Raw genomic sequence first — 24,517 nt, forward strand, 5'->3', positions numbered from 1 at the left:
GTGCGGCGGGGGCGTGCGCCACCTCCGCCGCGCCCGCTCATCCCAGGTGTGCCGCCAGGGCGAGGAAGACCAGGCCGACCAGCGCCACCAGCGCGCCGAGGCCGATCACCAGGGCGGTGACCTGCCACGCCTGGTACGCCCCGAGCAGCGCGCCACGCAGGGTCTGGCCCATGAACGCGGTCTGCCGCAGCCGCTCCAGCCGCTCGTCGTCCCGACCGGCCGTCATGCACTCCTGGGCGATCTCCGCGTACGTGCGTCCCCCGGTGGCCTTGGCGACGTGCCCGGCGATCAGGTCGGAGTAGGCGCGGGCCTGGATGCCGGTGCGGACCGGGGCGTCGGCGTACCGGGCCAGCGGGGCGGGCAGGCCGCCGGGCGGGAAGGCGATCTTCTGGTGGGTCAGTTCCCGGGTGACGTTGTGCCGTCCGAGCAGACCCTGCGCGACCATGACGGGACCGGCGGCGAGGAGAACCACCCCGGCGGCGGTGAGCAGTACCGTGATCATGCTCATCACCCTGCTCTCCCGGCCGGCCGGCCGGGAGAGCACCAGGTCCCGAACCCGAGCGGGTCTCAGGTCACCGTCCGGGTGGTTTCTGCGGGTCGGGCACCGAGGCCGAGGCACCACCCGCCGCCACGGCCGCGCCGGCCGTGAAGTCCACCTCCTGCGGGTACGGGAAGGAGCCGGGCCGGTAGCCGCAGCCGGGCTCCTCGGCGAAGACGTCGCCGGTGGTGGCGTACGCCCGGGCCCTCGACCCGCCGCAGACGGCCCGGAACTCGCAGGCCCCGCAGCGCCCACCGAGCCGGCCCGGGTCGCGCAGCCCGGTGAACAGCGGGGAGTCACGGTAGATCTCCACCAGCGAACGCTGCCGGACGTTGCCGGCGGTCACCGGGAGGAACCCACTGGGGTGCACGTCGCCGCGGTGCGAGACGAAGACGAAGCCGTTGCCGGCGCTGACCCGCAGCGGTGGCCGGCGGGAGCGGCTGGCCCGGCCGGTCAGCCCACGCTCGTCGAGCAGCCCGCGCAGCTGCCGGTAGAGCGGGCCCAGCCCGAGCACCCGCACCGGGTCCTCGCCGCGCCGGGCCAGCACGTCGCGTTGCAGGCAGACCCGGCGGAAGTGGTGCGCCTCGGTGGTCTTGACCGGCACCGTCTCGCCGAGGTCGTACAGGGCGTTGAGGACGTCCTCGGTCTGCGCCGCGTCGAGGCCGCGCAGCGCCTGTCCCCGGCCGGTCGGCACGAGGAAGAAGACGCTCCAGAGCATGGCGCCCCGGTCGTGGACCTGCGCCGCGATGTCCGGCAGGTCGAGGACGTTGTCGCGGGTCACCGTGGTGTTGATCTGGACCCGCAGGCCCAGTTCGGTGGCGTCGCGCCAGGCCCGCAGGGTCAGGTCCCGCACCCCGGGCACGCCCCGGAAGCCGTCGTGCCCGGCGGCGGTGGCGGCGTCCAGGCTCAGCGACACCGCCCGGGCGCCGGCCGTACGCAGCCCGGCGAGTGCCGCCCGGGTGAGGGTGGGCGTCCCCGACGGGGACACCGAGACCGCCAGACCCAGCTCGGTGCCACGCCGGACCAGGGTCTCCAGGTCCGGACGCTGGAACGGGTCGCCGCCGGTGATCACGAACAGGGGGGCGGGCCGGCCGAAGGCGGCGACCTGCCCCATCAGCGCGACCGCCTCGTCGGTGTCCAGCTCGGCGGCGTCCCGGTCCGGGCGGGCGGAGGCCCGGCAGTGCAGGCAGGCCAGCGGACAGGCCTGGGTCGCCTCCCAGATGACGATGAAGGGGCGCTCACCGACGTCCTGCCGGGGCACCCGCACCGATCTTCCGGGCGCCCGCTGGGTCGCCCCCTCCTGGTGCGTCAACGCTGTCTTGGTCACACGACGGACGTTCACGGGTCACAATCACCCCGGCAAGGGTCCACGGTCACCACCACGGCGGGACCGAGGTCCCGCCGATCGCGGGTGCGGGGACAGCAAAAATACTGTTGATCTCAGGACCTTCGGCCCGGTTCGCGCAGGTAGTGCACCGGCAGACTGGCCGGGACGTCCCGCTCCGGTTGCGCTGCGGCGCAACTGCCACGAACGTGGGGCATCACGGCAAAAGCTATCGAGGGAATGAGGCGTATGTCGCGAGCGACCGAGAGTGCGGGGCGGGCGCTGCTCAAGGTGGGTGGCCTGGTGCGCCGGGCCGAGGTGTCCGCCGACGGCCGGACGCTGCACCAGATCGGCGGGCGGGAGGCCGACACCTTCTACCGGGACCGCTGGTCGTACGACAAGGTGGTGCGGTCCACGCACGGCGTGAACTGCACCGGCTCGTGCTCCTGGAAGGTGTACGTCAAGGACGGCATCATCACCTGGGAGCAGCAGCAGACCGACTACCCGAGCGTGGGACCGGACCGGCCGGAGTACGAGCCGCGCGGCTGTCCCCGGGGCGCCGCCTTCTCCTGGTACACCTACTCCCCCACCCGGGTGCGCTACCCGTACGCCCGGGGCGTGCTGGTGGACATGTACCGCGAGGCCAAGGCCCGGCTCGGGGACCCGGTGGCCGCGTGGGCGGACATCCAGGCCGACCCCGAACGGCGCCGCCGCTACCAGAAGGCGCGCGGCAAGGGCGGCCTGGTGCGGATCACCTGGGACGAGGCGCAGGAGATGATCGCCGCCGCGCACGTGCACACCATCGGCGAGCACGGCCCGGACCGGATCGCCGCCTTCTCCCCCATCCCGGCGATGTCGATGGTGTCGCACGCCGTCGGCGCACGGTTCGTCTCGCTGCTCGGCGGGTCGATGCTGTCGTTCTACGACTGGTACGCCGACCTGCCGGTGGCCTCCCCGCAGGTCTTCGGCGACCAGACCGACGTGCCCGAGTCCGGGGACTGGTGGGACGCCTCCTACCTCGTCATGTGGGGTTCCAACGTCCCGGTGACCCGTACCCCGGACGCGCACTGGATGGCCGAGGCCCGCTACCGGGGCCAGAAGGTCGTGGTGGTCAGCCCCGACTTCGCCGACAACGTGAAGTTCGCCGACGAGTGGATGCCCGCCCAGCCGGGCACCGACGGCGCCCTCGCCATGGCGATGGGGCACGTCATCCTCAGGGAGTTCTTCGTCGAGCGGCGCACCCCGCACTTCGTCGACTACGTCCGCCGGTTCACCGACCTGCCCTTCCTGGTGACGCTGGAGCCGGGCGCGGACGGGGCGTACCGGCCGGGCAAGTTCCTCACCGCCGAGGACCTGGGCGAGTCCGGCAAGGAGGCGGCCTTCAAGACCGTCCTGTGGGACTCGGCCACCGACGCCGCCGCCGTGCCGCGCGGCAGCCTCGGGCACCGGTGGGGCGAGCAGGCCGGGCAGTGGAACCTCGACCTGGGCGACCTGGAGCCGGCGCTGACCTGCCTCGGCGCGGGCGACGCGGTGCAGGTGGAGCTGCCCCGCTTCGACACCGACACGCCGCAGGTGCTGCGCCGGGGCGTGCCCACCCGCACGGTGGCCGGTCAGCTCGTCACCAGCGTGTTCGACCTGCTGCTGGCCCAGTACGGGGTGGCGCGCGAGGGCCTGCCCGGACAGTGGCCGGCCGGGTACGACGACGTCGAGGTGCCGTACACCCCGGCGTGGCAGGAGCCGATCACCGGCGTGCCGGCGGCCCAGGTGGCCCGGGTGGCCCGGGAGTTCGCCGACAACGCCGAGCGCTCCGGCGGCCGTTCGATGATCCTGCTCGGCGCCGGCACCAACCACTGGTTCCACTCCGACGCCACCTACCGGGCGATCCTCGCGCTGGTCACCCTGACCGGCTGCCAGGGGGTCAACGGCGGCGGCTGGGCGCACTACGTCGGGCAGGAGAAGTGCCGCCCGGTGACCGGCTGGCAGCAGCTCGCCTTCGGCCTGGACTGGGTCCGCCCGCCGCGTCAGATGATCGGCACCGCCTTCTGGTACGTCCACACCGACCAGTGGCGCTACGACACCTACTCCGCCGACGTGGTCTCCTCCCCCACCGGCTCGGGCGCCTTCGCCGGCAAGCACACCATGGACCTGCTGGCCCAGTCGGCACGGTCGGGCTGGATGCCGTCGATGCCGACCTTCGACCGCAGCCCGCTCGACCTGGCCGACGAGGCCCTCGCGGCGTCCCCGGACAACCCGGGTGGCTGGGTCGCCGAGCAGCTCGGTCAGGGGCGGGTGAAGTTCGCCTGCACCGACCCGGACGCGCCGCAGAACTGGCCGCGGGTGCTCACCGTGTGGCGGGCCAACCTGCTCGGCTCGTCGGCCAAGGGCAACGAGTACTTCCTGCGGCACCTGCTCGGCACCGACGCCAACCTGCGCGCCGACGAGGCGCCGGAGGAGCTGCGGCCAAAGGACGTGACCTGGCGGGACGAGGCCCCCGAGGGCAAGCTCGACCTGCTGCTGAGCCTCGACTTCCGGATGACCTCCACGACGCTCTTCTCCGACATCGTGCTGCCGGCCGCCACCTGGTACGAGAAGCACGACCTGAGCAGCACCGACATGCACCCGTTCGTGCACGCGTTCACCCCGGCGATCGACCCGCCCTGGCAGACGCGGACCGACTTCCAGGCGTTCCACGGCATCGCCCGGGCGTTCTCCGCGCTGGCGGCGACCCACCTCGGCGTCCGCAAGGACCTCGTGGCGGCGCCGCTGCTGCACGACACGCCCGACGCGATGGCGACCCCGCACGGCCGGGTCGTCGACTGGGCGGCCACCGGGGAGACACCGGTGCCGGGGCGCACCATGCCGAAGCTGGTCGTGGTCGAGCGGGACTACGGGGCGGTCGCCGACAAGCTGGCCGCGCTCGGCCCGCTGATGGACAGCCTCGGCACCAGCGGCAAGGGCGTCTCCGTGGACGTCCGGCCGGAGGTGGAGTACCTGCGCCGCAAGAACGGCGAGGTGCGCGGCGGGGCCGCCGACGGCCGGCCGTCGCTGGCGAAGGACGTGCACGCCTGCGAGGCGATCCTCGCGCTGTCCGGGACCACCAACGGCCGGGTCGCCACCGCCGGCTTCCACGACGTGGAGAAGCGCACCGGGGTACGCCTGGCAGACCTGGCCGCCGAGCACGAGGGCAAGCAGATCACCTTCGCCGACACCCAGGCACGTCCGGTGCCGGTGATCACCAGCCCGGAGTGGTCGGGCAGCGAGCACGGCGGGCGGCGCTACTCGCCGTTCACCATCAACACCGAGCGGCTCAAGCCCTGGCACACGCTGACCGGGCGGCAGCACTTCTTCCTCGACCATGACTGGATGCACGAGGCCGGCGAGGCGCTGCCGATCTTCCGGCCGCCGTTGGACATGCACAAGCTCTTCGGCGAGCCGCGGCTGGGCCGCAACGGGGAACTGGAGATCACCGTCCGGTACCTCACCCCGCACTCGAAGTGGTCGATCCACTCCGAGTACCAGGACAACCTGCTGATGCTGACGTTGTCCCGGGGCGGCCCGACGATGTGGATGAGCGAGGCGGACGCGGCGAAGATCGGCGTACGGGACAACGACTGGATCGAGGCGGTCAACCGCAACGGCGTCGTGGTCTGCCGGGCCGTGGTCACCCACAAGATGCCCGAGGGCACCGTCTACATGTACCACGCCCAGGAACGGGTGATCGACGTGCCGAAGGCCGAGGTCAACGGCCGGCGCGGCGGTATCCACAACTCGTTGACCCGGCTGCTGGTCAAGCCCACCCACCTGATCGGCGGGTACGCGCAGCTGTCGTTCGCCTTCAACTACCTCGGCCCCACCGGCAACCAGCGCGACGAGGTCACCGTGATCCGCCGCCGCTCCCAGGAGGTGCAGTACTGATGCGGGTCATGGCACAGATGTCCATGGTGATGAACCTCGACAAGTGCATCGGCTGCCACACCTGCTCGGTGACCTGCAAGCAGGCGTGGACCAACCGGTCCGGCGTCGAGTACGTCTGGTTCAACAACGTGGAGACCCGCCCCGGGCAGGGCTACCCGCGCACGTACGAGAACCAGGAACGCTGGCAGGGCGGCTGGACGCGGACCCGCTCCGGCCGGCTCAAGCCGCGCTCCGGCGGACGGTTGAAGAAGATGTTCAGCATCTTCGCCAACCCGAAGCTGCCGTCGATGCAGGACTACTACGAGCCGTGGACCTACGACTACGAGCACCTGATCAACGCGCCGGCCGGTGACGACATTCCGGTGGCCCGACCGAAGTCCCTGCTCACCGGCGAGGACATGAAGGTCACCTGGAGTGCCAACTGGGACGACTCGCTGGCCGGCGGCAACGAGATCGCCGCCGGTGATCCGGTGCTGGCGAAGGTCTCCGACCAGGTCAAGCAGGAGTTCGAGAAGACGTTCATGTTCTTCCTGCCGCGGATCTGCGAGCACTGCCTCAACCCGTCCTGCGCGGCCGCCTGCCCGTCCGGGGCGATCTACAAGCGGGCCGAGGACGGCATCGTGCTGGTCGACCAGGACCGGTGCCGGGGCTGGCGGATGTGCGTCACCGGCTGCCCGTACAAGAAGGTGTACTTCAACCACCGCACCGGCAAGGCCGAGAAGTGCACCTTCTGCTTCCCGCGCATCGAGATCGGCCAGCCCACCATCTGCTCCGAGACCTGCGTCGGGCGGCTGCGCTACCTCGGGCTGATGCTCTACGACGCCGACCGGGTCGCCGAGGCCGCCGCGGTGCGCGACGAGCACGACCTGTACGACGCGCAGCGCTCGGTCTTCCTCGACCCGCACGACCCCGCGGTGGTCGCCGCCGCCCGCGAGGCCGGCATCCCCGACGACTGGATCGAGGCGGCCCAGCGCTCCCCGGTCTGGGATCTGATCATGAAGTACGAGGTGGCGCTGCCCCTGCATCCGGAGTACCGGACCATGCCGATGGTCTGGTACATCCCGCCGCTGTCACCGGTGGCCGACGTGCTGCGCGAGACCGGTCACGACGCGGAGGAGGCCGGTAACCTCTTCGGCGCCATCGACGCGCTACGCATCCCGGTGGACTACCTGGCCGAGCTGTTCACCGCCGGCGACCCGGCGCCGGTGCGCGGGGTGCTGAACCGGCTCGCCGCGATGCGCTCCTACCAGCGCCGGATCAACCTCGGTGAGGCCGCCGACGAGTCGATCGCCGCCGCGGTCGGCATGACCGGCGCGCAGATGGACGAGATGTACCGGCTGCTCGCCATCGCCAAGTACGAGCAGCGTTACGTCATCCCCGCCGCGCACGCGGAAGACGCCCACCGGTTGGAGAAGATCGCCACCGAGTGCAGCCTCGACTACGAGGGCGGGCCCGGCATGGGCGGCGGTGGCCCGTACGGCCAGGGGCCCTTCGGGGAGTCGTCCGGCACCCCGGTTCCGGTGCAGGTGGAGACCTTCCACATGCAGCGCAACCGGCAGACCACCGACGCCTTCACCGACCCGGGTGACGAGCCACGTCGGGTCAACCTGCTCAACTGGGACGGCAAGAGCACCCCGAAGGGTCTCTTCCCGCCCCGGCGCACGGAGCCCGAACACACCGACGGGAGCAAGCCGTGAACCAGCCGACCTGGCGGGCGGTGGCCGCCCGTGCCGCGTCCCTGCTGCTGCGCTACCCCGACGAGGAGGTCCTCGCGGCGCTGCCGACCGTGCGGGCCGCGCTCGACGGCCTGCCGGCCGAGGTGGCCGCGCCGCTGCGCGATGTGGTCACCCACCGGGAGACGACCGCGCCGGTCGACCTGCGGGCCGCCTACGTGCAGTTGTTCGACTTCCGGCGCCGTTGCTGCCTGCACCTGACCTACTACACCTGCGGCGACACCCGACGGCGGGGGGAGGCGCTGGTCGGCTTCTCGGCCTCGTACAAGGAGGCGGGCCTGGAGGTCGTCGACGGCGAGCTGCCCGACTTCCTGCCCGCGGTGCTCGACCTGGCCGCCGTCGCCGACGGCGGGTGGCGGCTGCTGCGCGACAACCGGGTCGGTTTGGACCTGCTGGTCGAGGCGCTGGGTCGGGAGCGGTCGCCGTACCGGCAGGCCGTCGCGGCCGTGCGCGAGATGCTGCCCGCCGCGCGGCCGGCCGACCTGGCCGCCGCCGCCCGCCTGGCCCGCACCGGCCCCCCGGTCGAGCAGGTCGGCCTGGAACCCTTCGGACTCGTCGACACCACGGGAGGCCGCCGATGAACACGCTGCTGTGGGTGATCTACCCCTACCTGTCGTTGGTGATCCTCGTCGGAGGACTCGTCTGGCGCTACCGGTACGACAAGTTCGGCTGGACCACCCGGTCCTCGCAGCTCTACGAGAGCACCATCCTGCGCTGGGGCAGCCCGCTGTTCCACTTCGGGGTGCTGATGGTCCTGATCGGTCACGTCGGCGGTCTGCTGATCCCGAAGGCGTGGACCGAGGCGGTCGGGATCACCGAGCACACGTACCACCTGATGGCCGTCTTCATCGGCACCGTGGCCGGCTTCTGCACCCTGATCGGAATGGGCCTGCTCATCGCCCGGCGGCGGCTGACCGGGCCGGTCTTCGCTGCCACCACCCGCAACGACAAGGCCATGTACCTGGTGCTCGCCGCAGTGATCGTGCTCGGTCTCTGGTCCACCGTCCGCGCCAACGTGACCGGGCCCGGCTACGACTACCGGGAGACGATCTCCCCGTGGTTCCGGTCGCTGTTCTACTTCAGTCCGGATCCGCAGCTCATGGCGGACGTCCCGGTGGGCTTCCAGATCCACGTCGTGGCGGCCTTCGCGCTCTTCGCCTTCTGGCCGTTCACCCGGCTCGTGCACGCCTTCAGCGCACCGGTCGGCTACCTCACCCGCCCCTACGTGGTCTACCGCAGCCGGGGCGACCAGCCCGGGCTCGGACGGACCCGGCCCGGCTGGGAGGGCCCGCCGCGACTGCCCTCCTCGCGCGGGGATCGGACCCGCTCCCGACGGTGACCACCGCACGGCGACGCGAGCACCGTGCCCCACGACGGGGGCACGGTGCTCGGGTTGACCCGCCCACCTGCGGTGACCGTCGTCACGGCCGGTGGCAGGTGACACGTCGAGGTGCCCGCCGACGCGGGACTTCCGGCCCTGACCGGAGCTGATCAACGGGGCGAGGCTCGTAGCGGTAAAGCGGAATCCGCAACTCCCCATAGGGCCGATCCGGCCCAGGCACGACGAACCAACGGAGGGCAGCGATGGCCAACGGCCGCGACAGACAGGCCGGGGACACCACCCCCACACCGGGCGGCAGCCCCGGAACCTCGACGCCCGAGCGGTCGGGCGCCACGCTCCAGCTGGTCCTGGCGACGCTCGGCTTCCTGGTGAACTTCTGGGCATGGGCCCTGCTCGGCCCGCTCGGCCCCGGCATCAAGGAGCGCCTCGACCTCAGCTTCGCCGCGCAGTCCCTGCTGGTGGCCGTACCGGTGGTGGTCGGTTCGCTGGGACGCATCCCGGTCGGCGCGCTGACCGACCGGTACGGAGCACGCGTGGTGTTCCCCCTGGTCACTATCGCCACGATCGTGCCGGTGCTGACCCTGACCGCGGTCTCCTCGTACGCCGCGCTGATCGTCGCCGGGTTCTTCCTCGGCATCGGCGGCACCGCCTTCGCCGTCGGCGTGCCGCTGGTCTCCGGCTGGTACCCACCCGCGCGGCGCGGCTTCGCCATCGGCGTGTTCGGCATCGGCATGGGCGGCACGGCGATCGCCAACTTCACCACCGTCCGGCTCGCCGACACCTACGGCGAGCGGGCGCCGTTCCTGCTCGTCGCCGCGATCCTCGCCGTATACGCGGTCCTGTCGTTCCTGCTGCTGCGCGATGCGCCGGGGCGGGTCCGGCCGGCCGGGTCGGCCTGGCAGCGGCTCAGCAAGGTCGGCCGGCTGACCGTCACCTGGCAGCTGTGCTTCCTGTACGCGGTGGGCTTCGGCGGGTTCGTGGCGTTCAGCGTGTACCTGCCCGCCTACCTGCGCACCACCTACGAGCTCAGCGCCAACGACGCCGCGATGCGTACCGCCGGGTTCGTGGTCCTCGCCGTACTCGCCCGCCCGGTGGGCGGCTGGCTCTCCGACCGGTTCCACCCGGTGCCGGTGCTGGTGTGGTGCTTCGCCGGGGTGGCCGGCTTCGCGGTGGTCCAGGCCTTCGAGCCCACCCTCATGCCGGTGGCGACCGTCGCGCTGCTCGGCATGGCGCTGCTGCTCGGCGCGGCCAGCGGCGCGGTGTTCGCCCTCGTCGGCAAGGTCGCCCCCGCCGACCAGGTGGGTGCGGTCACCGGCCTGGTCGGCGCCGCCGGCGGCCTCGGCGGATTCGTCCCGCCGCTGATCATGGGCTGGGTGTACGGGTCGCAGGGCTCGTACGCCATCGGCCTGATGCTGCTCTCCGACGTGGCGCTGGCCGCCGCGGTGTTCACCGCGGTGAAGATGGGCGGCCTCGCCCGGCGCGCGGCCTGACCGGACCGGCGCCCCGGGCCGGGGCGGTGCCGGTCACGCGGCCCGGCGGAGTCCTCCGCCGGGCCGTTCGCCGTCCCGGTGCCTCCGGTCAGCCGGGGGCCTTGCGGCTGAGGTGCTCCCAGGCGCGGTACTCCTCGACCCGGGCGGCCTCCATCTGCTGCACGATGTCGTAGGAGCGGTCGCCGACGATCAGGCGCAGCGGCGGGTCGGGCAGGTCCACCAGTTCCATGAGGACCGGCGCGGCGGTGCGGGGATCGGGCCCGGCGTCGTCGCCCCACATCTCGGCCAGCCTCGCCCGCAGCGGCGCGTACGCCGGGTCCGGCTCGGTCATCGTGGTGCCCAGGGTGTACAGCCCGGTGTCGTACCCGCCGGGCTGCACGATGGTCACCTTGATGCCGAAGGGCGCCAGCTCCATGGCCACCGACTGGCTGAGCGCGTCGAGCGCGGCCTTTCCGGCGACGTACACGCCGACCGAGGCGACTCCTGCCCCGCTGCCCATCGAGGTGACCTGGAGGATCCGTCCGCCGCCCTGCGCCCGCAGGTGGGGCACGACCGCCCGGGTCACCCAGACCGCGCCGAAGAAGTTGACGTCGAAGTGTGCCCTGATCTGCTCCTCGGTGGCCTCCTCCAGCATGCCGAGCAGCAGGCCACCGGCGTTGTTGACCACGACGTCCAGCCGGCCGAGGGTGGCCGCCGCCCGGTCCACCGTCCGGGTGACGGCGGCGGAGTCGGACACGTCCAGCGGCAGGCACAGCAGCCGGTCCGGATACCGCGCGGCCAGCTCCCGCAGCGGCTCGACGTGGCGTGCCACGGCCGCGACCCGGTCCCCCGCGGCCAGCGCCGCCGCGGTGAACGCTCGGCCCAGTCCACGCGACGCCCCGGTGATGAACCACACGCGTCCGGTCGTCATCGCACCCTCCCCCGATCAAGCGAGACGATACGGTTCGTCTCGTGGTATGCCACAGTCTGCCAGCATCAGGGGACGGCTTGTCAAGACGAGACGTACCGTCTCGTTGATCCGCTATGCTCGCCGCATGTCCCCCGAGGTGAAGACCCCCGATCCCGCCCGGCGCAGCGAGCGCTCCCGCCAGGCGATCCTCCAGGCCACCCGGGAACTGGTCTCCGAGGTGGGCTACGCCAAGCTGTCCATCGAGGCGATCGCGGCCCGGGCGGGGGTCGGCAAGCAGACGATCTACCGGTGGTGGCGCTCCAAGGGGGCGGTGGTCTTCGACTCGTTCCTGGCGCTGAGCGAGGGCGCGGACGGGATGGCGCTGCCCGACACGGGCGACATCGAGACCGACCTCAAGGCGGTGCTGCGGGCGACCGTCGCCGAGTTCGCCGACCCCGCGTTCGAGGCGCCGATCAGGGCGCTCAACCTGGAGATCGCCGGCGATCCCGAACTGGCCGCCCAGTACCGGGAGAAGTTGGCGGGGCCGGTCGACGAGGCCAAGAAGGAGCGGCTGCGCAGCGCGCAGCGGGCCGGGCAGATCGCCGCCGACGCGGATCTGGACCTCGCGCTCGAACTGCTCTACGCCCCCCTCTACCAGCGGTGGCTGCTGCGCTCGGGCCCTCTCACCGCCGAGTACGCCGACGCCCTGGTCGGCCACGCGCTGCGGGCGCTGCGCCCCTGATCCCGGCCGCGAGCCGCCGCCGCCCGGCCGGGTGACGGTCGATGGATCGCGCCCGGATCGTCCCTCCCGTCACCGCGACCGGGCGGGCAGCCCGGCGGCCATCTCCGCCGGCACCCCTGCGTCCGCAGCGGTGGACCGTTCACCAACCTCGGCGCGCGGCCTCAGCAGACCGGCATCGCCGGGTCAGGCCGGTGGTCGAGGTTTCGTGTCCGGGGCGGGCGACCCGGATGCCGTCCCGGGACCGCCCGCCGACCCGGGGCCGGTCCCACCCGGTGCCGGGCGGGTACTCGGCGTCGACGACGGCCAGGCACCGGCTCCGGCCCGACCACCCGCAGCGTGCGGCGGGGCGCCCGGGCAGCGTCACCGACCGGTGTGGCTCAGCGGGTCCGGTAGTGCGCGTAGATCAGTCCGCTGTCGAAGGCCCGCTGCTCGACCAGTTGCAGATCGAGGCGTACGCCGTCGGGGAAGAACCGCTTGCCGCCGCCGACCACGCTCGTGGTGATGAACAGGTGGTACTCGTCCACCAGGCCGGCCACGATCGCCTGGGCCGCGAGGTTCGGGCCGTCGACGGTGAGGTCGTGATCGGACTCGGCCTTGAGCCTGCGCACCGCGTCCGGGTCGAAGGTCCGCTCGATCCTGGTCTTCGCGCTGGACACCGACTCCAGCGTCGTGGAGTACACGACCTTCTCCGCGGCCTGCCAGTCGCGGGCGTACTGCAGGATGTACGGCGGCAGGTCGGGCTCGGTGTGCGCGGTCTCCCAGAAGACCATCGTCTCGTACATCCGTCGGCCGTAGAGGTACGTGCCGACGGGGCGGAAGAGATCGTTGATGAAGGTGTGCACCTCCGGATCCTCGGCGGCCCCGGTGCCCAGGTCGCCCTCCGCCGCCTCGGCGTAGCCGTCGAGCGAGGTGATCATCGAGTAGATGAGCTTTGCCATGCGTCCCCTCCGGGTACGAGTGCGTCAGACCGCCAGCGGTCCTGCAGGCTTTGACCTCCGCACGACCCGAAACTCATCGATCGGCCGACCGGCCGGTCCCGTCGCCCGTCGGCTCCCGGACGAAGCGCACCTCGCGTTCCCGTCCCGCCCACAACGATCTCATCGCCGCCAGTGTCCCCGACGGCGCCGCCCACGAACAGGCACCACCGGCAGGCGCCGGGGATGCGGGAACGGACAGGTGGGCGGCGTACGATCCAGCCCCGTGCACACGACTGCGCATCGCCGCCGGCTGCTGTCGACGGCCATGGTGCTGATCCTGCTGACGACCGCCTGTCAGGTGGAGCCGGCCGCCGACACTCCCCGCTGGGCCGGGCCGGGTGCGGCCCCGCTCACGCCGGCCGGCGCGAGCGCCGCGCCCACCGTCGCGTCACCGAAGGCCTCACCGGCCGACTGCCCCGATCCCCGGCCGGCACCGAGGTCCGCCAGCTCGCTGGACCCGACCGCCGCGTCGTACCTCGGCCGCGACGGCGACGACATCGCCACCGCAGTGGACGTCTCGAACTCCTGCGAGCTGGTCGTCGGTGGACGGATCACCGGCCTGACCGGCGGCACCACGACCACCCTCGGCCGGGGTGGGGCGGGCGCCGTGGTGCGCCTCGACGGCGCGGGACGTCGGGTGCTCGGCATCACCCGGCTCGCCGGCGCCGTGGAAGACCTCGAGGTCCGCCGCGACGGCGGCGAGATCGCGGTCGCCACCGACCGGGGAGTATGGCTGCTCGACGCGCGGGCCGGCACCGCCCGCTGGCAGCGCGGCAAGAGCGCGAGCCGCGTCGCGGTCGGAGCCGCCGGCACGGTCGCCGCGCTCTCCGGCACGACCGTCACCGTGTACGACCTGAAGGGCGCGACGCTGGCCACCATCCTGCCGCAGGGGCGCACGGTCAGCGACGTCGCTGTCGACGACCGCAGCGGCCTGGTCTTCGTCAGCGGGTTCCGGCAGGTGCAGTCCGGCCCGTGCGTGCCGGTGCAGATCGCCTACGTGCACGCGTACGACCGGCGCGGCAAGATGCGCTGGCGCGCGTACGACCATCCGGCCGACCGGCTCGGTGACCTGTGCGCGGACAGCCGGGCCGACCGGGTGGCGATGGGCCGCGACGGCAAGCTCTACCTGGCCGGGGAAACCGCCGGCGGCAACAGCATCTTCGCCCGCTCCGCCGCCGATGCGACCCGGCCCGCGCCGAACGTCGTGATCGACAAGTTCACCCAGGCGTCCAACACGTCCAACGCGCACTACACCTACCTCGCCCGCCTCGACCCGGCCAGCGGACGCCACCTCGCCGGGCAGGTGGTGATCAGCCGGATCGACAGCAAGGGCGACAAGGGCAACACCATCAAGCCGTACGCGATCACCGCCGACGAGTCGGGTCGGGTCTACGCGGGCGGGGTGTCGGCGTACCAGATCGCCGAACGGTCCCGGATCACCCTCGGCGGCCGCCGCCTCGCCCCGTACGCCGGTGGTGACGCGTGGGTGCTGGTGCTCTCCGCGGACCTGAGACGGCGTACCTCCTGGGTGGTCTTCACCGACGGCGGCTCCGGCGCGGTCCGCGGCGTGGCCGCCTCATCCGGGGTGGCCGCCGCCGTGGCGAAGGTCGACAAAGGTCCGTTCCACCGCACCCGGGCCGTGCAGTCCGACGCGGGCGGCGGCTACCTCGCCGTCTGGCCGGGACTGCCCTGATCCCCCACCGGACCGACGACACACGGCGCCATCACGGCGAGTGCGGAGGCGTGGCCTTCTGCGGATAGATCGTCTCGTGGCGGGCCAGCATGGCGACGAACTCGCTGATCTTCCGCTCGCGGGTCTGCGCCCGTTTGACGGCGTTGAGGCGGTGGATGAGGGCGAACCGGTTGGTCTTGGTGAGCACGTCGAACATGGCCTGGGCGGCGGGGGCGGCGGCGACGGCGGCGAGGAGGTCGGCCGGGACCTCCGCTTCCGAGGGTGGGGCGTAGGCGGCCGCCCACCGTCCGTCCGCCTTCGCGGCTTCCACCGCGGCCCGGCCGGAGGGCATCATCCGCCCCTGCGCCTCCAGCCGGGCCACGTGGGCGACGTTGCGTTGTGACCAGGAACTGCGGGGCCGGCGTGGGGTGAACCGGATCCAGGAGGTCTCCTGATCCCGTTTACGGGCCTGCCCGTCGATCCAGCCGAAGCACAGCCCCTCGTCGACCGCCTGCTGCCAGGTCAGCGTGGTGACCGTGCCGCCCTTTCTGCTCAGGGCGAGCCAGACGCCGGGCGACGTGGCGTGGTGGGCCGACAACCACGCGCGCAGCGCCTCGGCGTCCGCGACGATCAACTCATCCAGTTCGGCACTCGCCATGTCGGCAGGCTATCGCTGGGTGGTGACGGAAACCGACGCTCCATCCCCTGAGCCACTCACCACCTGCCCTGCGTCGTTCCGGGGCCCGACGCCCCGGGCTCTCAGCCGATCAGCTTCCACGGCTCCGGGATGCGCGCGGCCAGCCGGGGTTTACGGTCGGCCCACCAGCGGACGGAGCGGGCCAGCACCACGCCCGGGTCCTCGACCTGCCGGGTCGGTTCGAACGGCTTGCCGAGGCTGGTGTAGCTCTCGAACATCCCGAGGAGCTGCACCACCTGCAACTGGACCGGGGACAGGTGCTGCTCGGCCAGGGGAAGGAAGAAGCGGTGCCACCGCCGGGTGGCGATGAACGGCGGTGCCTCGATCGGAGAGATTCCCCGCTCCGCGCGCCACTGGTTGACCGTCGTGCAGACGATACCGAGCAGGTCCGCGAGGCGCAGGCACTCCGTCCCCCCGGCGATCACCTCCGTCCGCTGTTCGGTAGGGGGCGCGCCGAGCGCCGCCGCGACGATCACCTCGGCGACCTGATCCACCGGGGCCAGCTCGGCGTAGCCGTCCGGGTCACCGACGACTGCGGCGGCCAGCCCCGACACCAGCGTCTGCATCAGGGTGTACGGGCCGGTGAACTTGCCGATCGCCCCGTCTGCGCGGGACCCGATGATCAGTGGGGGACGCACCAAGGTCAGTGGTCCGCGATGACCGTGACGGACCAACGTCTCGCACTCCGCCTTGGACCACTCGTACCCGTTACGGTAGCGGCCGAATTCGGAGGGTACGGGGTGCTCGTCCGGCTCCGCCCCGTCGGCGTACGCGGTGGAGACGTGCACCAGGTGGGTCCGCTCGCCGACCAGGTCGAGTACGGCCTCCAGAGGTCGTACGTTCGCCGCGACCGCCTCCGCGCGGCTCATGCTCCAGCGGGTCGACGCGGCGGTGTGCACCACGACGTCCCAGGGCCCCCGCGCCGCAGCCGGCGGCGGCTCGGTCCCCAGGGTCCAGGCCACGTCACCCGGCCCGCCCGGGCGGCGGGTCACCCGGGTCAGCTCCACGCCCCGCGCCTCGAGCTCCCGGGCTACCTCCTGGCCCACCACACCGGTCGACCCGGTGATCAGCACCCGCATGTCAGCGTCCCTCCCCGTCGGCGGCCGGCGCGAAGACCAGCGACACGTTATGCCCGCCGAAGGCGAACGAGTTGGACAGCGCCGGCTTCGGTGTGATCAACCGTGGCCCGCCTGAGACGACGTCGATCAGCTCGGTGGTCTCGTCCCCGCGGACGAAGTTGGCCACCGGCGGCACCGCCCCGGACACGGCCGACAGGAGCGTCACCACCGCCTCCACCGCGCCGGCCGCCCCCAGCGAGTGCCCCAGCACCCCCTTCGACGCGGTGACCGGCGGGCCGTCGGAGCCGAAGCAGTCCACGATCGCCAGTGCCTCGGCGAGGTCGTTGTGCGGGGTGGACGTCCCGTGCGCGTTGACGTGGCCCACCTGTGGCGGGGTGAGGCCGGCGTCGGTCAGCGCCCGGCGCATGCAGTTCGCCGCGACCGCCCCGTCCGGCCGGGGGGCCACGATGTGGTGGGCATCGGAGTTCGCGCCGTACCCCAGCAACTCGCCCAGGATCTCCGCACCCCGGGACCGGGCGTGCGTCCAGTTCTCCAGTACCAGGAAAGCCGCGCCCTCCCCCATCACGAACCCGTCCCGGGCGGCGTCGAACGGACGGGAGGCCGCCTCCGGGGCGTCGTTACGTTCGGACATCGCCCGCATCCTGGCAAACGAGGAGACGGCCACCGGCGAGATCGGGGCCTCGCTTCCGCCGGCGACCACCACGGCGAGTTCACCGCAGCGGATCTTCTGCATCGCCTCGCCGATCGCCGCCGCGCCGCTGGCGCACGCCAACACGTAGGTGAGGGCGGGGCCGCGCGCCCCGATCCGGATCGCCACCCGGGCCGCCGCCGCGTTCGCCATCATCCGGGGCACCGTGTACGCGGGAACCCTGGTCGGCCTGTCGCCGTATTCGCCCACCAGCTCCTCGGCGGCGACCAGGCCACCCGCGCCGACACCGACGCTGACCCCGACCTGCTCGGGGTCGGGCAACGGTTTCAGCCCGGCCGCGGCGACCGCGTCCGTCGCGGCGGCCACCGCCAGGTACGTCGTACGGTCGAGCTGGCGCAGCTCGCGGAGCGTGACGTACGGGGTGTGGTCGAACTCGGGAACCCGGCAGGCGAAGGTCACGGCCAGGTCGTGCGCGACGAATGCGGGTACGGTGGCGGCGGTGGACCGCCCCTCGGCCAGCCGGTCGATCAGCTCCTTGACGTCGTTGCCGGCCGGGGTCCTGACCCCGACGCCGGTGACCGCGACCCGGATCCGCCCGGTCACGGCCGCTCCCGGAGACGTTCGTGGAGCAGGTCGATGGCGTTCCCGATGTTCTCCATCCCGAGTAGGTCCTCGGCGGCCAACCGGGTGTTCAGGGAGTTCTCCAGCCGGGCACCGATCTCCATCAGCTCCAGGCTGTCCACGCCGTACGTCTGCCGCAGGTCGGTGCTCTCGTCGATCTCCTCGACCGGCACACCCAGCACACCCGCGACGCGTTCGCGGACGACCTCCGCCAGCTCAGCTCGCTGCATGGTCCTTGCCTTTCTCGTCGTCCCGCGTCAACAGACCAGGCGCCGCCTCATCAAGATCCAGGAAGCCGGGAAGGCCGAGCGCCCTGCGGGCCAGGTACTGGCGGGTGGCGGCCGGCGTCGGCGGGTGGAAACGGATGGCCTGCGCGTCCCGCCAGAGCCGTTCCAGCGGCAGCGACCGGGCGTACGACGCACCGCCGCACGCCTCGGCGAGCGTCTCCACCAGAGCCGGGACGACCCGGACCGCCTGCTGCTTGACGGCGAGCGCAGTGGCCACCAGCCGTTCCGGGGCCGCACCGGAATCCATCCGACGGGCCACGTCGGCGCAGGCCGCCTCCAGACTCAACAGGTCCGCCACCGGATCCCCCAGAGTCGCCTGATAGCTCGGGAGTTGTGCCCGGCTCTGCCCGAGGTGGGCGATCCGCAGCCTGTGCAGCAGTCCGCCGGCATGACGCACGGCGCTGCGGGCCAGCCCGAGGTAACAGGAGGTGGCGGTCAACGCGAACCAGATCACCCCGGCGGCGAAGACGTCGTCCTCCTCGGAGCCGGCGGGGGCCTGGTAGAAGACCAGTTCCTTGGGGATGAAGCACTCATCGAGAACCAGGGTGTCGGAGGCCGAGCCACGCATCCCCAGGGCATCCCAGTCCCGCACCACCGACAGGCCCGGCGCTGTGCTGGGCAGGAGCGCCACCAGCACCTGGGAGGGCGTGGTCGCCGTCTGCACCTGAAGGCAGATCAGATCCGCCTCGCCTGCCAGCGAGCACGGGCGCTTGCGGCCGGAGACTCGCCATCCACCCGCCACGGACTCGGCGCGCATCGTCGAACGGGTGGTGGAGCCGCCGAGGTTCGGCTCGGCGAAGGCCGATGCGAGGAAGCGGTTCTGGGTGGCGATCGCCTCCATCAACAGCCACGAGGTGTCGCCCCGGCGGCGCCAGTGCTCCACCATCAGACCGACCGAGAACAGGTGCATGTTCACGGCGACCGCCAGTGCGGGGTCGGCCGCCCCGAGGGCACGTTGCAGGGCACAGCAGCGCAGCAAGTCGGCGCCGCCGCCGAGGAACTTCTCCGGAACCGCCAGGCCCGGCCAGTTCAGTGACCGGAGCAGGTTCAGCGACCGGAGCGCGGGCCGGCCCGTCCGGTCCGCCTCCTCCGCCCCGGCGGCAACCTCGGCGAGCGCGTCGGCGGGCAGGTCGGCGGAGACGTCCGGCCACCCGTCGTCACCGTGGTCGAAAAGTCCGCTCACGATCCCACCCGAGCGGTACGCACGGCGTCGCGGGCGTGACGGACCGCGCCGTCGAGGGCGTCGAGCGCCTGCGTCACCTCGGCGTCGGTGGTGACGATAGGGGGCAGCAGCCGCAGGGTCTCGGGGCGACTCAGACAGTGCGAGACCAGCAGGCCCCGCTCGATCAACCCGAACGAGACCTCCCCCGCGTGTTCCGCGCTGGCGAAGTCCACGCCCCAGATCAGCCCCCGGCCACGCACCTCACTCACCACGTCGGGGTGGCGGGCGCGCAACTCGGCCAAGCCACCGGCCAGGGTCGCGGAGATCCGGATCCCGTCATCGGCGTGCGCCTCGATCGCGCGCAGCGCCGCCGGGACCGCCGCCATGCCGAGCGGCTGCGCACCGAAGGTCGCGCTGTGCCGGAAGGCGTCCTCTATCAGCGGCCGGTAGAGGCGTTCGGCGCAGACGGCCGCCGAAACCGGCACCACTCCGCCGCCGAGCGGCTTGCCGAGCAGCACCGCGTCCACCGGCAGGCCGAGGTCCAGGGCGATCGACGGGACCCCGCCCCTGCGTAGGCCGACCTGGATCTCGTCCGAGATCACCATGGCTCCGGCCGCGTGTGCGTCCGCCGTCCACCGGACCAGGACGGCGGGGTCGAGCGGCAGCACCCCGTTCTCGCCCTGCACCGGTTCGAAGATCACGGCAGCGAGGTCACCGGCGGCAGCGATCCGGCGTACCGCATCGAGGTCGGCCGGGTCGGCGTGCGCGGCACCGCCGAGCAGTGCCTCCAGCCCGGTCCGGAACCTCGGATGCCAGGTGAGCGCCAGCGCCCCCATGGTCTTGCCGTGGTACGCGCCGCGCACCGCCAGCACCGTCCGCCGGCCGGTGGCCAGCCGGGCGAGTTTGACGGCGACCTCCACCGCGTCCGCGCCGTTGGTGCCGAAGTAGACCCGGGGCAGTACCCCGCCCAGGTACCGCACCACCTCCTCGGCCGCAACCGCGGCGACCGGGTTCCCCAACGCCCGGGTGGAGACCGGCATGGTCGTCAACTGCTCGGCCACCGCCGCCACCACCGCCGGGTTGCGGTGGCCGAGGAGGGTGACCGCGTACGACCCGAAGTCCAGCGCCCGTCGACCGTCGGAGAGCCGGACCACACACCCCTCGGCGGCCACCTCCACCGCGCCCCGGCCGGCGAATCGTCCGGCCAGCGCCATGGCGGGCGACATGTGCGCCCGCAGCCGGCGGAAGGTCTCCCGGGCGAGCTGCTGCGCCGGTGCGCCGCCGGCACGCGGGTCGCTCACGACGGGCCCTCAGCGGAGGCGCTGGTGCGGGCCCGATCCCCGAGGTGCTCCAGGATGGCCCGCGAGTTGTCCTCCAACGCCCGGGCCGCCACCGGATTGAGCATCTCGCTCATCATCGGGATGCCGATGTCGAACTCCACGTGAAGCTCCGCGGTGGTGCCCCGCGCGTCGGTGCTGACCTGCCAGTGTCCGGTGAAGTAGGCGAGGTCACCGTCGAGCTGGCGGAACTCGATGCGGCGACGATCATGGTCGATGAACTCCTCCTCCTCCCACTCCAGTTCGGAGCCCTTGAGCAGTACCGACCACCGGCTCACCCGTCGGTCGCCAGTCCACTCGATGATGCTGATCTCGCGGACCTCGGCCATATAGCTCGAGTACGACTCGCTGTCGAGCAGGGCGCTCCACACGTCGCCGGGATCCGCGTCACTGGTGTGGCTCGTCGTCACTGTCGGCATGTTTCCTCCGTCGTCGGTGCTCAGATCCCCCACTGGTCCCAGTCCATCGGGCCCAGGCCGTGCTCGGTGCGGAGCTTCTCCAGCGCTCCCGCGATGCCCACTGTCGGGAAGAAACCCGCCGCGGTCCGGAGCACCGGGATGTCCAGGGGCAGCAACGCGCGCAGCCGTTCGTCCTGTTCGCGTACCACCTGGCGGGCTGCCTCCGCCTCGGCCAGGGTCGCCCCGGGTGGTGGTGGAAGCTGTCGCAGCGCCCGCGCGGCCGACGACTCGGCCAGGGCCAGGTGCACGTGGTGTTCGACGTGCGTGGGCCGTCCCAGGTATCCGGCTCCGACCTGCTCGCAGTAGACGATCGCGCGCAGCGCCACGGCGCAGGACTCCACGCAGGCCGGGTGGTTGCCGGCGGCCAGCGCCGCGTCGATGTCGGTCAGTGCGGTCTGGACCGCCATGGCGTACTGCCAGGCCATGCCGGCGCCGTGGGTGAGCAGCCAGGTGAGATCAGTGCCTCCGGTGCGGGCGTCAGTCATGCAGCACCTTCCGTAGTGCGTCGCCGGAGACCTCCAGCGTGAGTTCGCCGTTGCGGATGGCGTGCAGGAGCCGCGACGCCGGCACCTGCCCGGCGAGGTCGGTTACGCTCCCCTCGCCGGTCAGGGCGTCGGCGACCAGCCGACTGTGTCGGGTCAACGCGTAGTCCGTCCGCCCGAGGCGGATGCGCCGCCGCTGCGGCTCGGTCCGCACGACGGTGAGCTCCCACGGGTCCCAGTCGGCAAGACCGACGTCGGCGACGAGTTCCACCAGGTCGGCCTCGCTGCCACAGGTGTGGTGGGACCGGCTGAACGCCGGGCCGAAGCCGAGCCGGTCGGCTCGGTCGGGTAGCCACTTCTCGCTGGTGAGCACGTCCCCCCGGGCCCGGCACCGCAGCTCCAGCACCTCCCGGCCGGTCCTCCCCCACAGGTAGCGGGCGGCGTCGTCGTCGGCCCCGGTTGCCAGCCGGGCCACGGCCCAGAGCTGGAGCACCTGGTCGAGTGAGGCGCGGACCAGGACGGCACGCACCGCCTCGGCACCCGTCGGGTCGAAGATCGGCCCCTGGTCGGGGTCCAACGGCAGCGCATTCAGCCACCGGGCTGCGGTGCGGCGGGTGCGCCGGCCGGGGGCGGGAGCGAGGCTGACCGGCCCGATCGGCAGTTTCCGGACCGGGTACGCGAGCGCACCGGCGACCATGGCGGCCGGCATGTCCTCCGGGTAGTGCTCGATGTCGATGGGAGTCTGGCCGGCGAAGAACAGGAATGCCGGGCTGGGTCTGTCGATCCCGGGCACCAGGAGGTGGATGTCCACGTCGCTGCCCTGGTTGCCGAGCCCGCCGGCCAGCGACCCCACCAGGTATGCCGGGCCGGCGGCCAACACGCTGCCGCCCAACTCGAGAACCCGGGCGAGGGTGAGTCCGACGACGCCGAGCGCCTCCTCGACGCTGCTCCGATCGGTCATGACCACGACACCTTCCTCTGATCCGGTCTGAGCATGACGAGGGCGAGGAGAGCGAAGGCGGTGGCGAAGGCGGCCAGGACGGCCAGTTCGGCCGCGACGTCACCGAGGCCGGCCCCACCGGAGATGACCTCCTGGAGCCCACTGACCGCCCAGTACGACGGGGTGGCCGGGGCGAACGGGGCGGCCCACGAGGGCAGCAGTTCCCGTGGCACGAGCGCCCCGCCCAGGCCGGCCATCACCAGCGCCAGAACGTTCGCGGCCGAGGTCATCTGCACCACGGTCCGGCAGGCGGCGAAGCCGAGCAAGCCGAGCGCGACCAGGCACACGGCGAAGACGCCGACGACCAGGGCCAGGGCGACGAGCGACCCGCGAATCCGCAGGCCGAAGAGGACCCGGCCGGCGGCGAGCAGGATGGTGAACTGGGCGACCAGGAGGCCGAGCGGGACGGCAGCCTTACTGAGCACCAGCACCGGAACACCGACCGCCGTGGCCCGTAGCCGGTTCCAGGTGTTCCAGCCATGGTCTCGGAAGAAGACCATGCCGACGTGCGCGACGAGAAACATCGAGAACATCACCGACAGGCCGGGTACGGCCTGCTCCGCCCCGGTGAGCGGGCCCGGGCCCGGCACCGATCCGGCGAGCGTCATCGCGTCCCGGTAGGTGGGCAGTAGGAACGCCATCAACACCAGGGGCATCACGGTGAGGATGAGCTGCGGCACGAGGTCGCGGCGCTGGAGCCGCCATTCGTGGGCGACGAGCACGCCGGCGGTGACGAGGTCACGACGCATCGGCGACCGCCTCCGCAGGACTGGACGGACGCCCGTCTGCCGGTCCTGCGCTCGCCACGACATGGTCGAAGACCTCGTCGAGGGTGGACCGCCGGACCTCGACACCGGCGAGGCGGCCGAGGTCGGCGCCGAGCCCCTGGAGGACGGCGGGAAGGTCGTCCGGCCCGATGACCTGCCGGGAGACCGTACGGGTTTCGCCGTCGTCGCCGAGCAACCGAAGATCGACGACCGTGCTGCCGTGCCGGTCGATCAACTCGGCCACCGCTCCCCGGGTCGCGACCCTCCCCCGCGCGAGCAGGACGATGTCGGCGTCGAGCGCCTCGACCTCGGGCAGGTAGTGCGTGGAGTAGCAGATGGCGGTGCCGGCGGCGGCGAGGTCGCGGACGTGGCCGAGCACGGCACGACGGGTCGCCGGATCAACGCCGACAGTGGGTTCGTCGAGCAGCAGCAGGGACGGTCGCGCCACGGTTGCCATCGCGCAGTGCACCCGACGACGCTCGCCACCGGAGAGGGTCCGGACCGGACGATCGGCCACCTCGTCGAGGAGGAGCGCGGAGAGGGTCGCGGCGACCGCCTCGGCCCGCCGGCGCCGGCCGACGCCGCAGATCGCCGCCCAGTCGTTGACGTTCTGCCGGGCGGTCAGGGTGGGAAAGACAGCGATCTCCTGCTCGGCGTAGCCGACCTGGGCACGCGCCCGCTTCGGGTGACGGGTGACGTCCAGGCCACCGACAGTGACCGTGCCGGCGCCCGGCCGGACCGCCCCGACCACGGCGTTCATCAGGGTGGTCTTGCCGGCCCCATTAGGGCCGAGCAGGCCCAGCACCTGACCGGGGACAACGGTCAGCGAAACGTCTCGAAGCGCGGGGCGGCGGCCGTACGAGATCGAGAGACCGTCGATTCTGAGCACGGTCCTCCTTACCTTCGTCCAGTTGGCCTGACGACTCCGTGAAGGGTGACGGCAGCCTGTTTGCCGTCGTTCGTATTGCCCCTGTCGTCGCATTGGCGAGCCGGCTCAATTGCTGGTCACGCTGTTTTCCACAACGTCAGTGATTTCGCATGCCCGCGACTCGGGGTAGTGGGGGACTCTAACATGGACCGTCTATGTGTTCATTCATACTTTCGTACCCCGAGCGGGTCGTCGACGAAGAGGCACCCATCAGCGACTCAGCGGGTCTGACCTGCTGAAACCTTGACGAGGAACCCCGTGTTGGCAGCCGACCCACAGCACCACAGTGGACAACAAGGGCCACCCCTAACCCGCGAACCCGGGCCCGACCGGCTAGTACTTCTGGGGGTCGCCAATAGGGGTTCCCAATGCCGGCGGCCGGGTGTTACCGTCTCGGTCACTTTGCTCCGACCCGCCGGGCGAAGGCA

General features: G+C 72.2%; 22 protein-coding genes. 7 read left to right on the top strand and 15 right to left on the bottom strand.

Annotated elements, in window-relative coordinates; genetic code table 11:
* Nucleotides 1–37 precede the first annotated feature (37 nt).
* Nucleotides 38–502, bottom strand: coding sequence for a hypothetical protein (locus tag GA0070560_RS13925; protein ID WP_139131488.1), 465 nt, complete (start codon nucleotides 500–502; stop codon nucleotides 38–40).
* Nucleotides 503–572: 70 nt separating this feature from the next.
* On the bottom strand, nucleotides 573–1,805 hold the full coding sequence (locus tag GA0070560_RS13930) for a TIGR04053 family radical SAM/SPASM domain-containing protein (protein WP_091296123.1): 1,233 nt from the start codon (nucleotides 1,803–1,805) through the stop codon (nucleotides 573–575).
* A gap of 306 nt (nucleotides 1,806–2,111) precedes the next feature.
* Between GA0070560_RS13930 and GA0070560_RS13935 the strand changes: the two genes are divergently transcribed.
* The 5 genes from GA0070560_RS13935 to GA0070560_RS13955 all read left to right on the top strand — a co-directional run bounded on the left by GA0070560_RS13935 (nucleotide 2,112) and on the right by GA0070560_RS13955 (nucleotide 10,342).
* Entirely contained in the window at nucleotides 2,112–5,777 is a 3,666-nt protein-coding gene (locus GA0070560_RS13935; protein ID WP_091296127.1) for a nitrate reductase subunit alpha, read from the top strand.
* Nucleotides 5,777–7,474 (top strand): nitrate reductase subunit beta, encoded by a 1,698-nt coding sequence (gene narH / locus GA0070560_RS13940; RefSeq protein WP_091296130.1) that lies wholly within the window; start codon nucleotides 5,777–5,779, stop codon nucleotides 7,472–7,474. Before GA0070560_RS13935 ends, narH begins: the two co-directional genes overlap by 1 nt.
* Nucleotides 7,471–8,091 (top strand): nitrate reductase molybdenum cofactor assembly chaperone, encoded by a 621-nt coding sequence (gene narJ, locus GA0070560_RS13945; RefSeq protein WP_091296134.1) that lies wholly within the window; start codon nucleotides 7,471–7,473, stop codon nucleotides 8,089–8,091. The genes narH and narJ overlap by 4 nt, the downstream gene beginning before the upstream one ends.
* Nucleotides 8,088–8,849: a respiratory nitrate reductase subunit gamma gene (gene narI, locus GA0070560_RS13950; protein ID WP_091296136.1), complete on the top strand. Its 762-nt coding sequence runs from the start codon at nucleotides 8,088–8,090 to the stop codon at nucleotides 8,847–8,849. The genes narJ and narI overlap by 4 nt, the downstream gene beginning before the upstream one ends.
* Before the next feature lie 245 nt (nucleotides 8,850–9,094).
* Nucleotides 9,095–10,342, top strand: a complete 1,248-nt coding sequence (locus tag GA0070560_RS13955; protein WP_091296139.1) for an MFS transporter — start codon at nucleotides 9,095–9,097, stop codon at nucleotides 10,340–10,342.
* Nucleotides 10,343–10,430: 88 nt separating this feature from the next.
* Here the strand turns inward: GA0070560_RS13955 and GA0070560_RS13960 are convergent, their stop codons facing one another.
* On the bottom strand, nucleotides 10,431–11,252 hold the full coding sequence (locus GA0070560_RS13960; protein ID WP_091296142.1) for an SDR family NAD(P)-dependent oxidoreductase: 822 nt from the start codon (nucleotides 11,250–11,252) through the stop codon (nucleotides 10,431–10,433).
* A 124-nt stretch (nucleotides 11,253–11,376) separates the two neighbouring features.
* Between GA0070560_RS13960 and GA0070560_RS13965 the strand changes: the two genes are divergently transcribed.
* On the top strand, nucleotides 11,377–11,973 hold the full coding sequence (locus GA0070560_RS13965) for a TetR/AcrR family transcriptional regulator (RefSeq protein WP_091296146.1): 597 nt from the start codon (nucleotides 11,377–11,379) through the stop codon (nucleotides 11,971–11,973).
* A 377-nt stretch (nucleotides 11,974–12,350) separates the two neighbouring features.
* Here the strand turns inward: GA0070560_RS13965 and GA0070560_RS13970 are convergent, their stop codons facing one another.
* Nucleotides 12,351–12,911, bottom strand: a complete 561-nt coding sequence (locus tag GA0070560_RS13970) for a dihydrofolate reductase family protein (protein WP_091296149.1) — start codon at nucleotides 12,909–12,911, stop codon at nucleotides 12,351–12,353.
* 262 nt (nucleotides 12,912–13,173) lie between these two features.
* Between GA0070560_RS13970 and GA0070560_RS13975 the strand changes: the two genes are divergently transcribed.
* Nucleotides 13,174–14,643, top strand: coding sequence for a hypothetical protein (locus tag GA0070560_RS13975; RefSeq protein WP_139131489.1), 1,470 nt, complete (start codon nucleotides 13,174–13,176; stop codon nucleotides 14,641–14,643).
* 31 nt (nucleotides 14,644–14,674) lie between these two features.
* Here the strand turns inward: GA0070560_RS13975 and GA0070560_RS13980 are convergent, their stop codons facing one another.
* The 11 genes from GA0070560_RS13980 to GA0070560_RS14030 all read right to left on the bottom strand — a co-directional run bounded on the left by GA0070560_RS13980 (nucleotide 14,675) and on the right by GA0070560_RS14030 (nucleotide 24,050).
* A complete protein-coding gene (locus GA0070560_RS13980; protein ID WP_091296155.1) occupies nucleotides 14,675–15,280 on the bottom strand; it encodes a YdeI/OmpD-associated family protein in 606 nt (201 codons plus the stop codon).
* 101 nt (nucleotides 15,281–15,381) lie between these two features.
* Complete coding sequence (locus tag GA0070560_RS13985; protein WP_091296158.1) at nucleotides 15,382–16,398, bottom strand: SDR family oxidoreductase; 1,017 nt, start codon at nucleotides 16,396–16,398, stop codon at nucleotides 15,382–15,384.
* Between the two features lies 1 nt (nucleotide 16,399).
* Complete coding sequence (locus GA0070560_RS13990; RefSeq protein ID WP_170839391.1) at nucleotides 16,400–17,650, bottom strand: beta-ketoacyl-[acyl-carrier-protein] synthase family protein; 1,251 nt, start codon at nucleotides 17,648–17,650, stop codon at nucleotides 16,400–16,402.
* Nucleotides 17,647–17,898: an acyl carrier protein gene (locus GA0070560_RS13995; RefSeq protein ID WP_091296161.1), complete on the bottom strand. Its 252-nt coding sequence runs from the start codon at nucleotides 17,896–17,898 to the stop codon at nucleotides 17,647–17,649. The genes GA0070560_RS13990 and GA0070560_RS13995 overlap by 4 nt, the downstream gene beginning before the upstream one ends.
* Nucleotides 17,885–19,138 carry an acyl-CoA dehydrogenase family protein gene (locus GA0070560_RS14000; protein ID WP_211565833.1) on the bottom strand — a complete coding sequence of 418 codons (1,254 nt, stop codon included), beginning with the start codon at nucleotides 19,136–19,138 and terminating at the stop codon, nucleotides 17,885–17,887. Before GA0070560_RS14000 ends, GA0070560_RS13995 begins: the two co-directional genes overlap by 14 nt.
* On the bottom strand, nucleotides 19,135–20,418 hold the full coding sequence (locus tag GA0070560_RS14005) for a class-III pyridoxal-phosphate-dependent aminotransferase (RefSeq protein ID WP_211565836.1): 1,284 nt from the start codon (nucleotides 20,416–20,418) through the stop codon (nucleotides 19,135–19,137). The genes GA0070560_RS14000 and GA0070560_RS14005 overlap by 4 nt, the downstream gene beginning before the upstream one ends.
* Nucleotides 20,415–20,873, bottom strand: coding sequence for a type II toxin-antitoxin system RatA family toxin (locus tag GA0070560_RS14010; RefSeq protein WP_139131490.1), 459 nt, complete (start codon nucleotides 20,871–20,873; stop codon nucleotides 20,415–20,417). Before GA0070560_RS14010 ends, GA0070560_RS14005 begins: the two co-directional genes overlap by 4 nt.
* Nucleotides 20,874–20,893: 20 nt before the next feature.
* Nucleotides 20,894–21,397: a hypothetical protein gene (locus GA0070560_RS14015; RefSeq protein ID WP_091296249.1), complete on the bottom strand. Its 504-nt coding sequence runs from the start codon at nucleotides 21,395–21,397 to the stop codon at nucleotides 20,894–20,896.
* Nucleotides 21,390–22,355: a hypothetical protein gene (locus tag GA0070560_RS14020; RefSeq protein WP_139131491.1), complete on the bottom strand. Its 966-nt coding sequence runs from the start codon at nucleotides 22,353–22,355 to the stop codon at nucleotides 21,390–21,392. Before GA0070560_RS14020 ends, GA0070560_RS14015 begins: the two co-directional genes overlap by 8 nt.
* The gene (locus GA0070560_RS14025; protein WP_170839392.1) at nucleotides 22,352–23,143 is read right to left on the bottom strand and encodes an ABC transporter permease; all 792 of its coding nucleotides are present in this window, start codon (nucleotides 23,141–23,143) and stop codon (nucleotides 22,352–22,354) included. Before GA0070560_RS14025 ends, GA0070560_RS14020 begins: the two co-directional genes overlap by 4 nt.
* Complete coding sequence (locus GA0070560_RS14030) at nucleotides 23,133–24,050, bottom strand: ABC transporter ATP-binding protein (RefSeq protein ID WP_170839393.1); 918 nt, start codon at nucleotides 24,048–24,050, stop codon at nucleotides 23,133–23,135. Before GA0070560_RS14030 ends, GA0070560_RS14025 begins: the two co-directional genes overlap by 11 nt.
* Nucleotides 24,051–24,517: the final 467 nt, after the last annotated feature.

It is taken from the genome of Micromonospora halophytica (genome assembly GCF_900090245.1).
GTDB lineage: Bacteria > Actinomycetota > Actinomycetes > Mycobacteriales > Micromonosporaceae > Micromonospora > Micromonospora halophytica.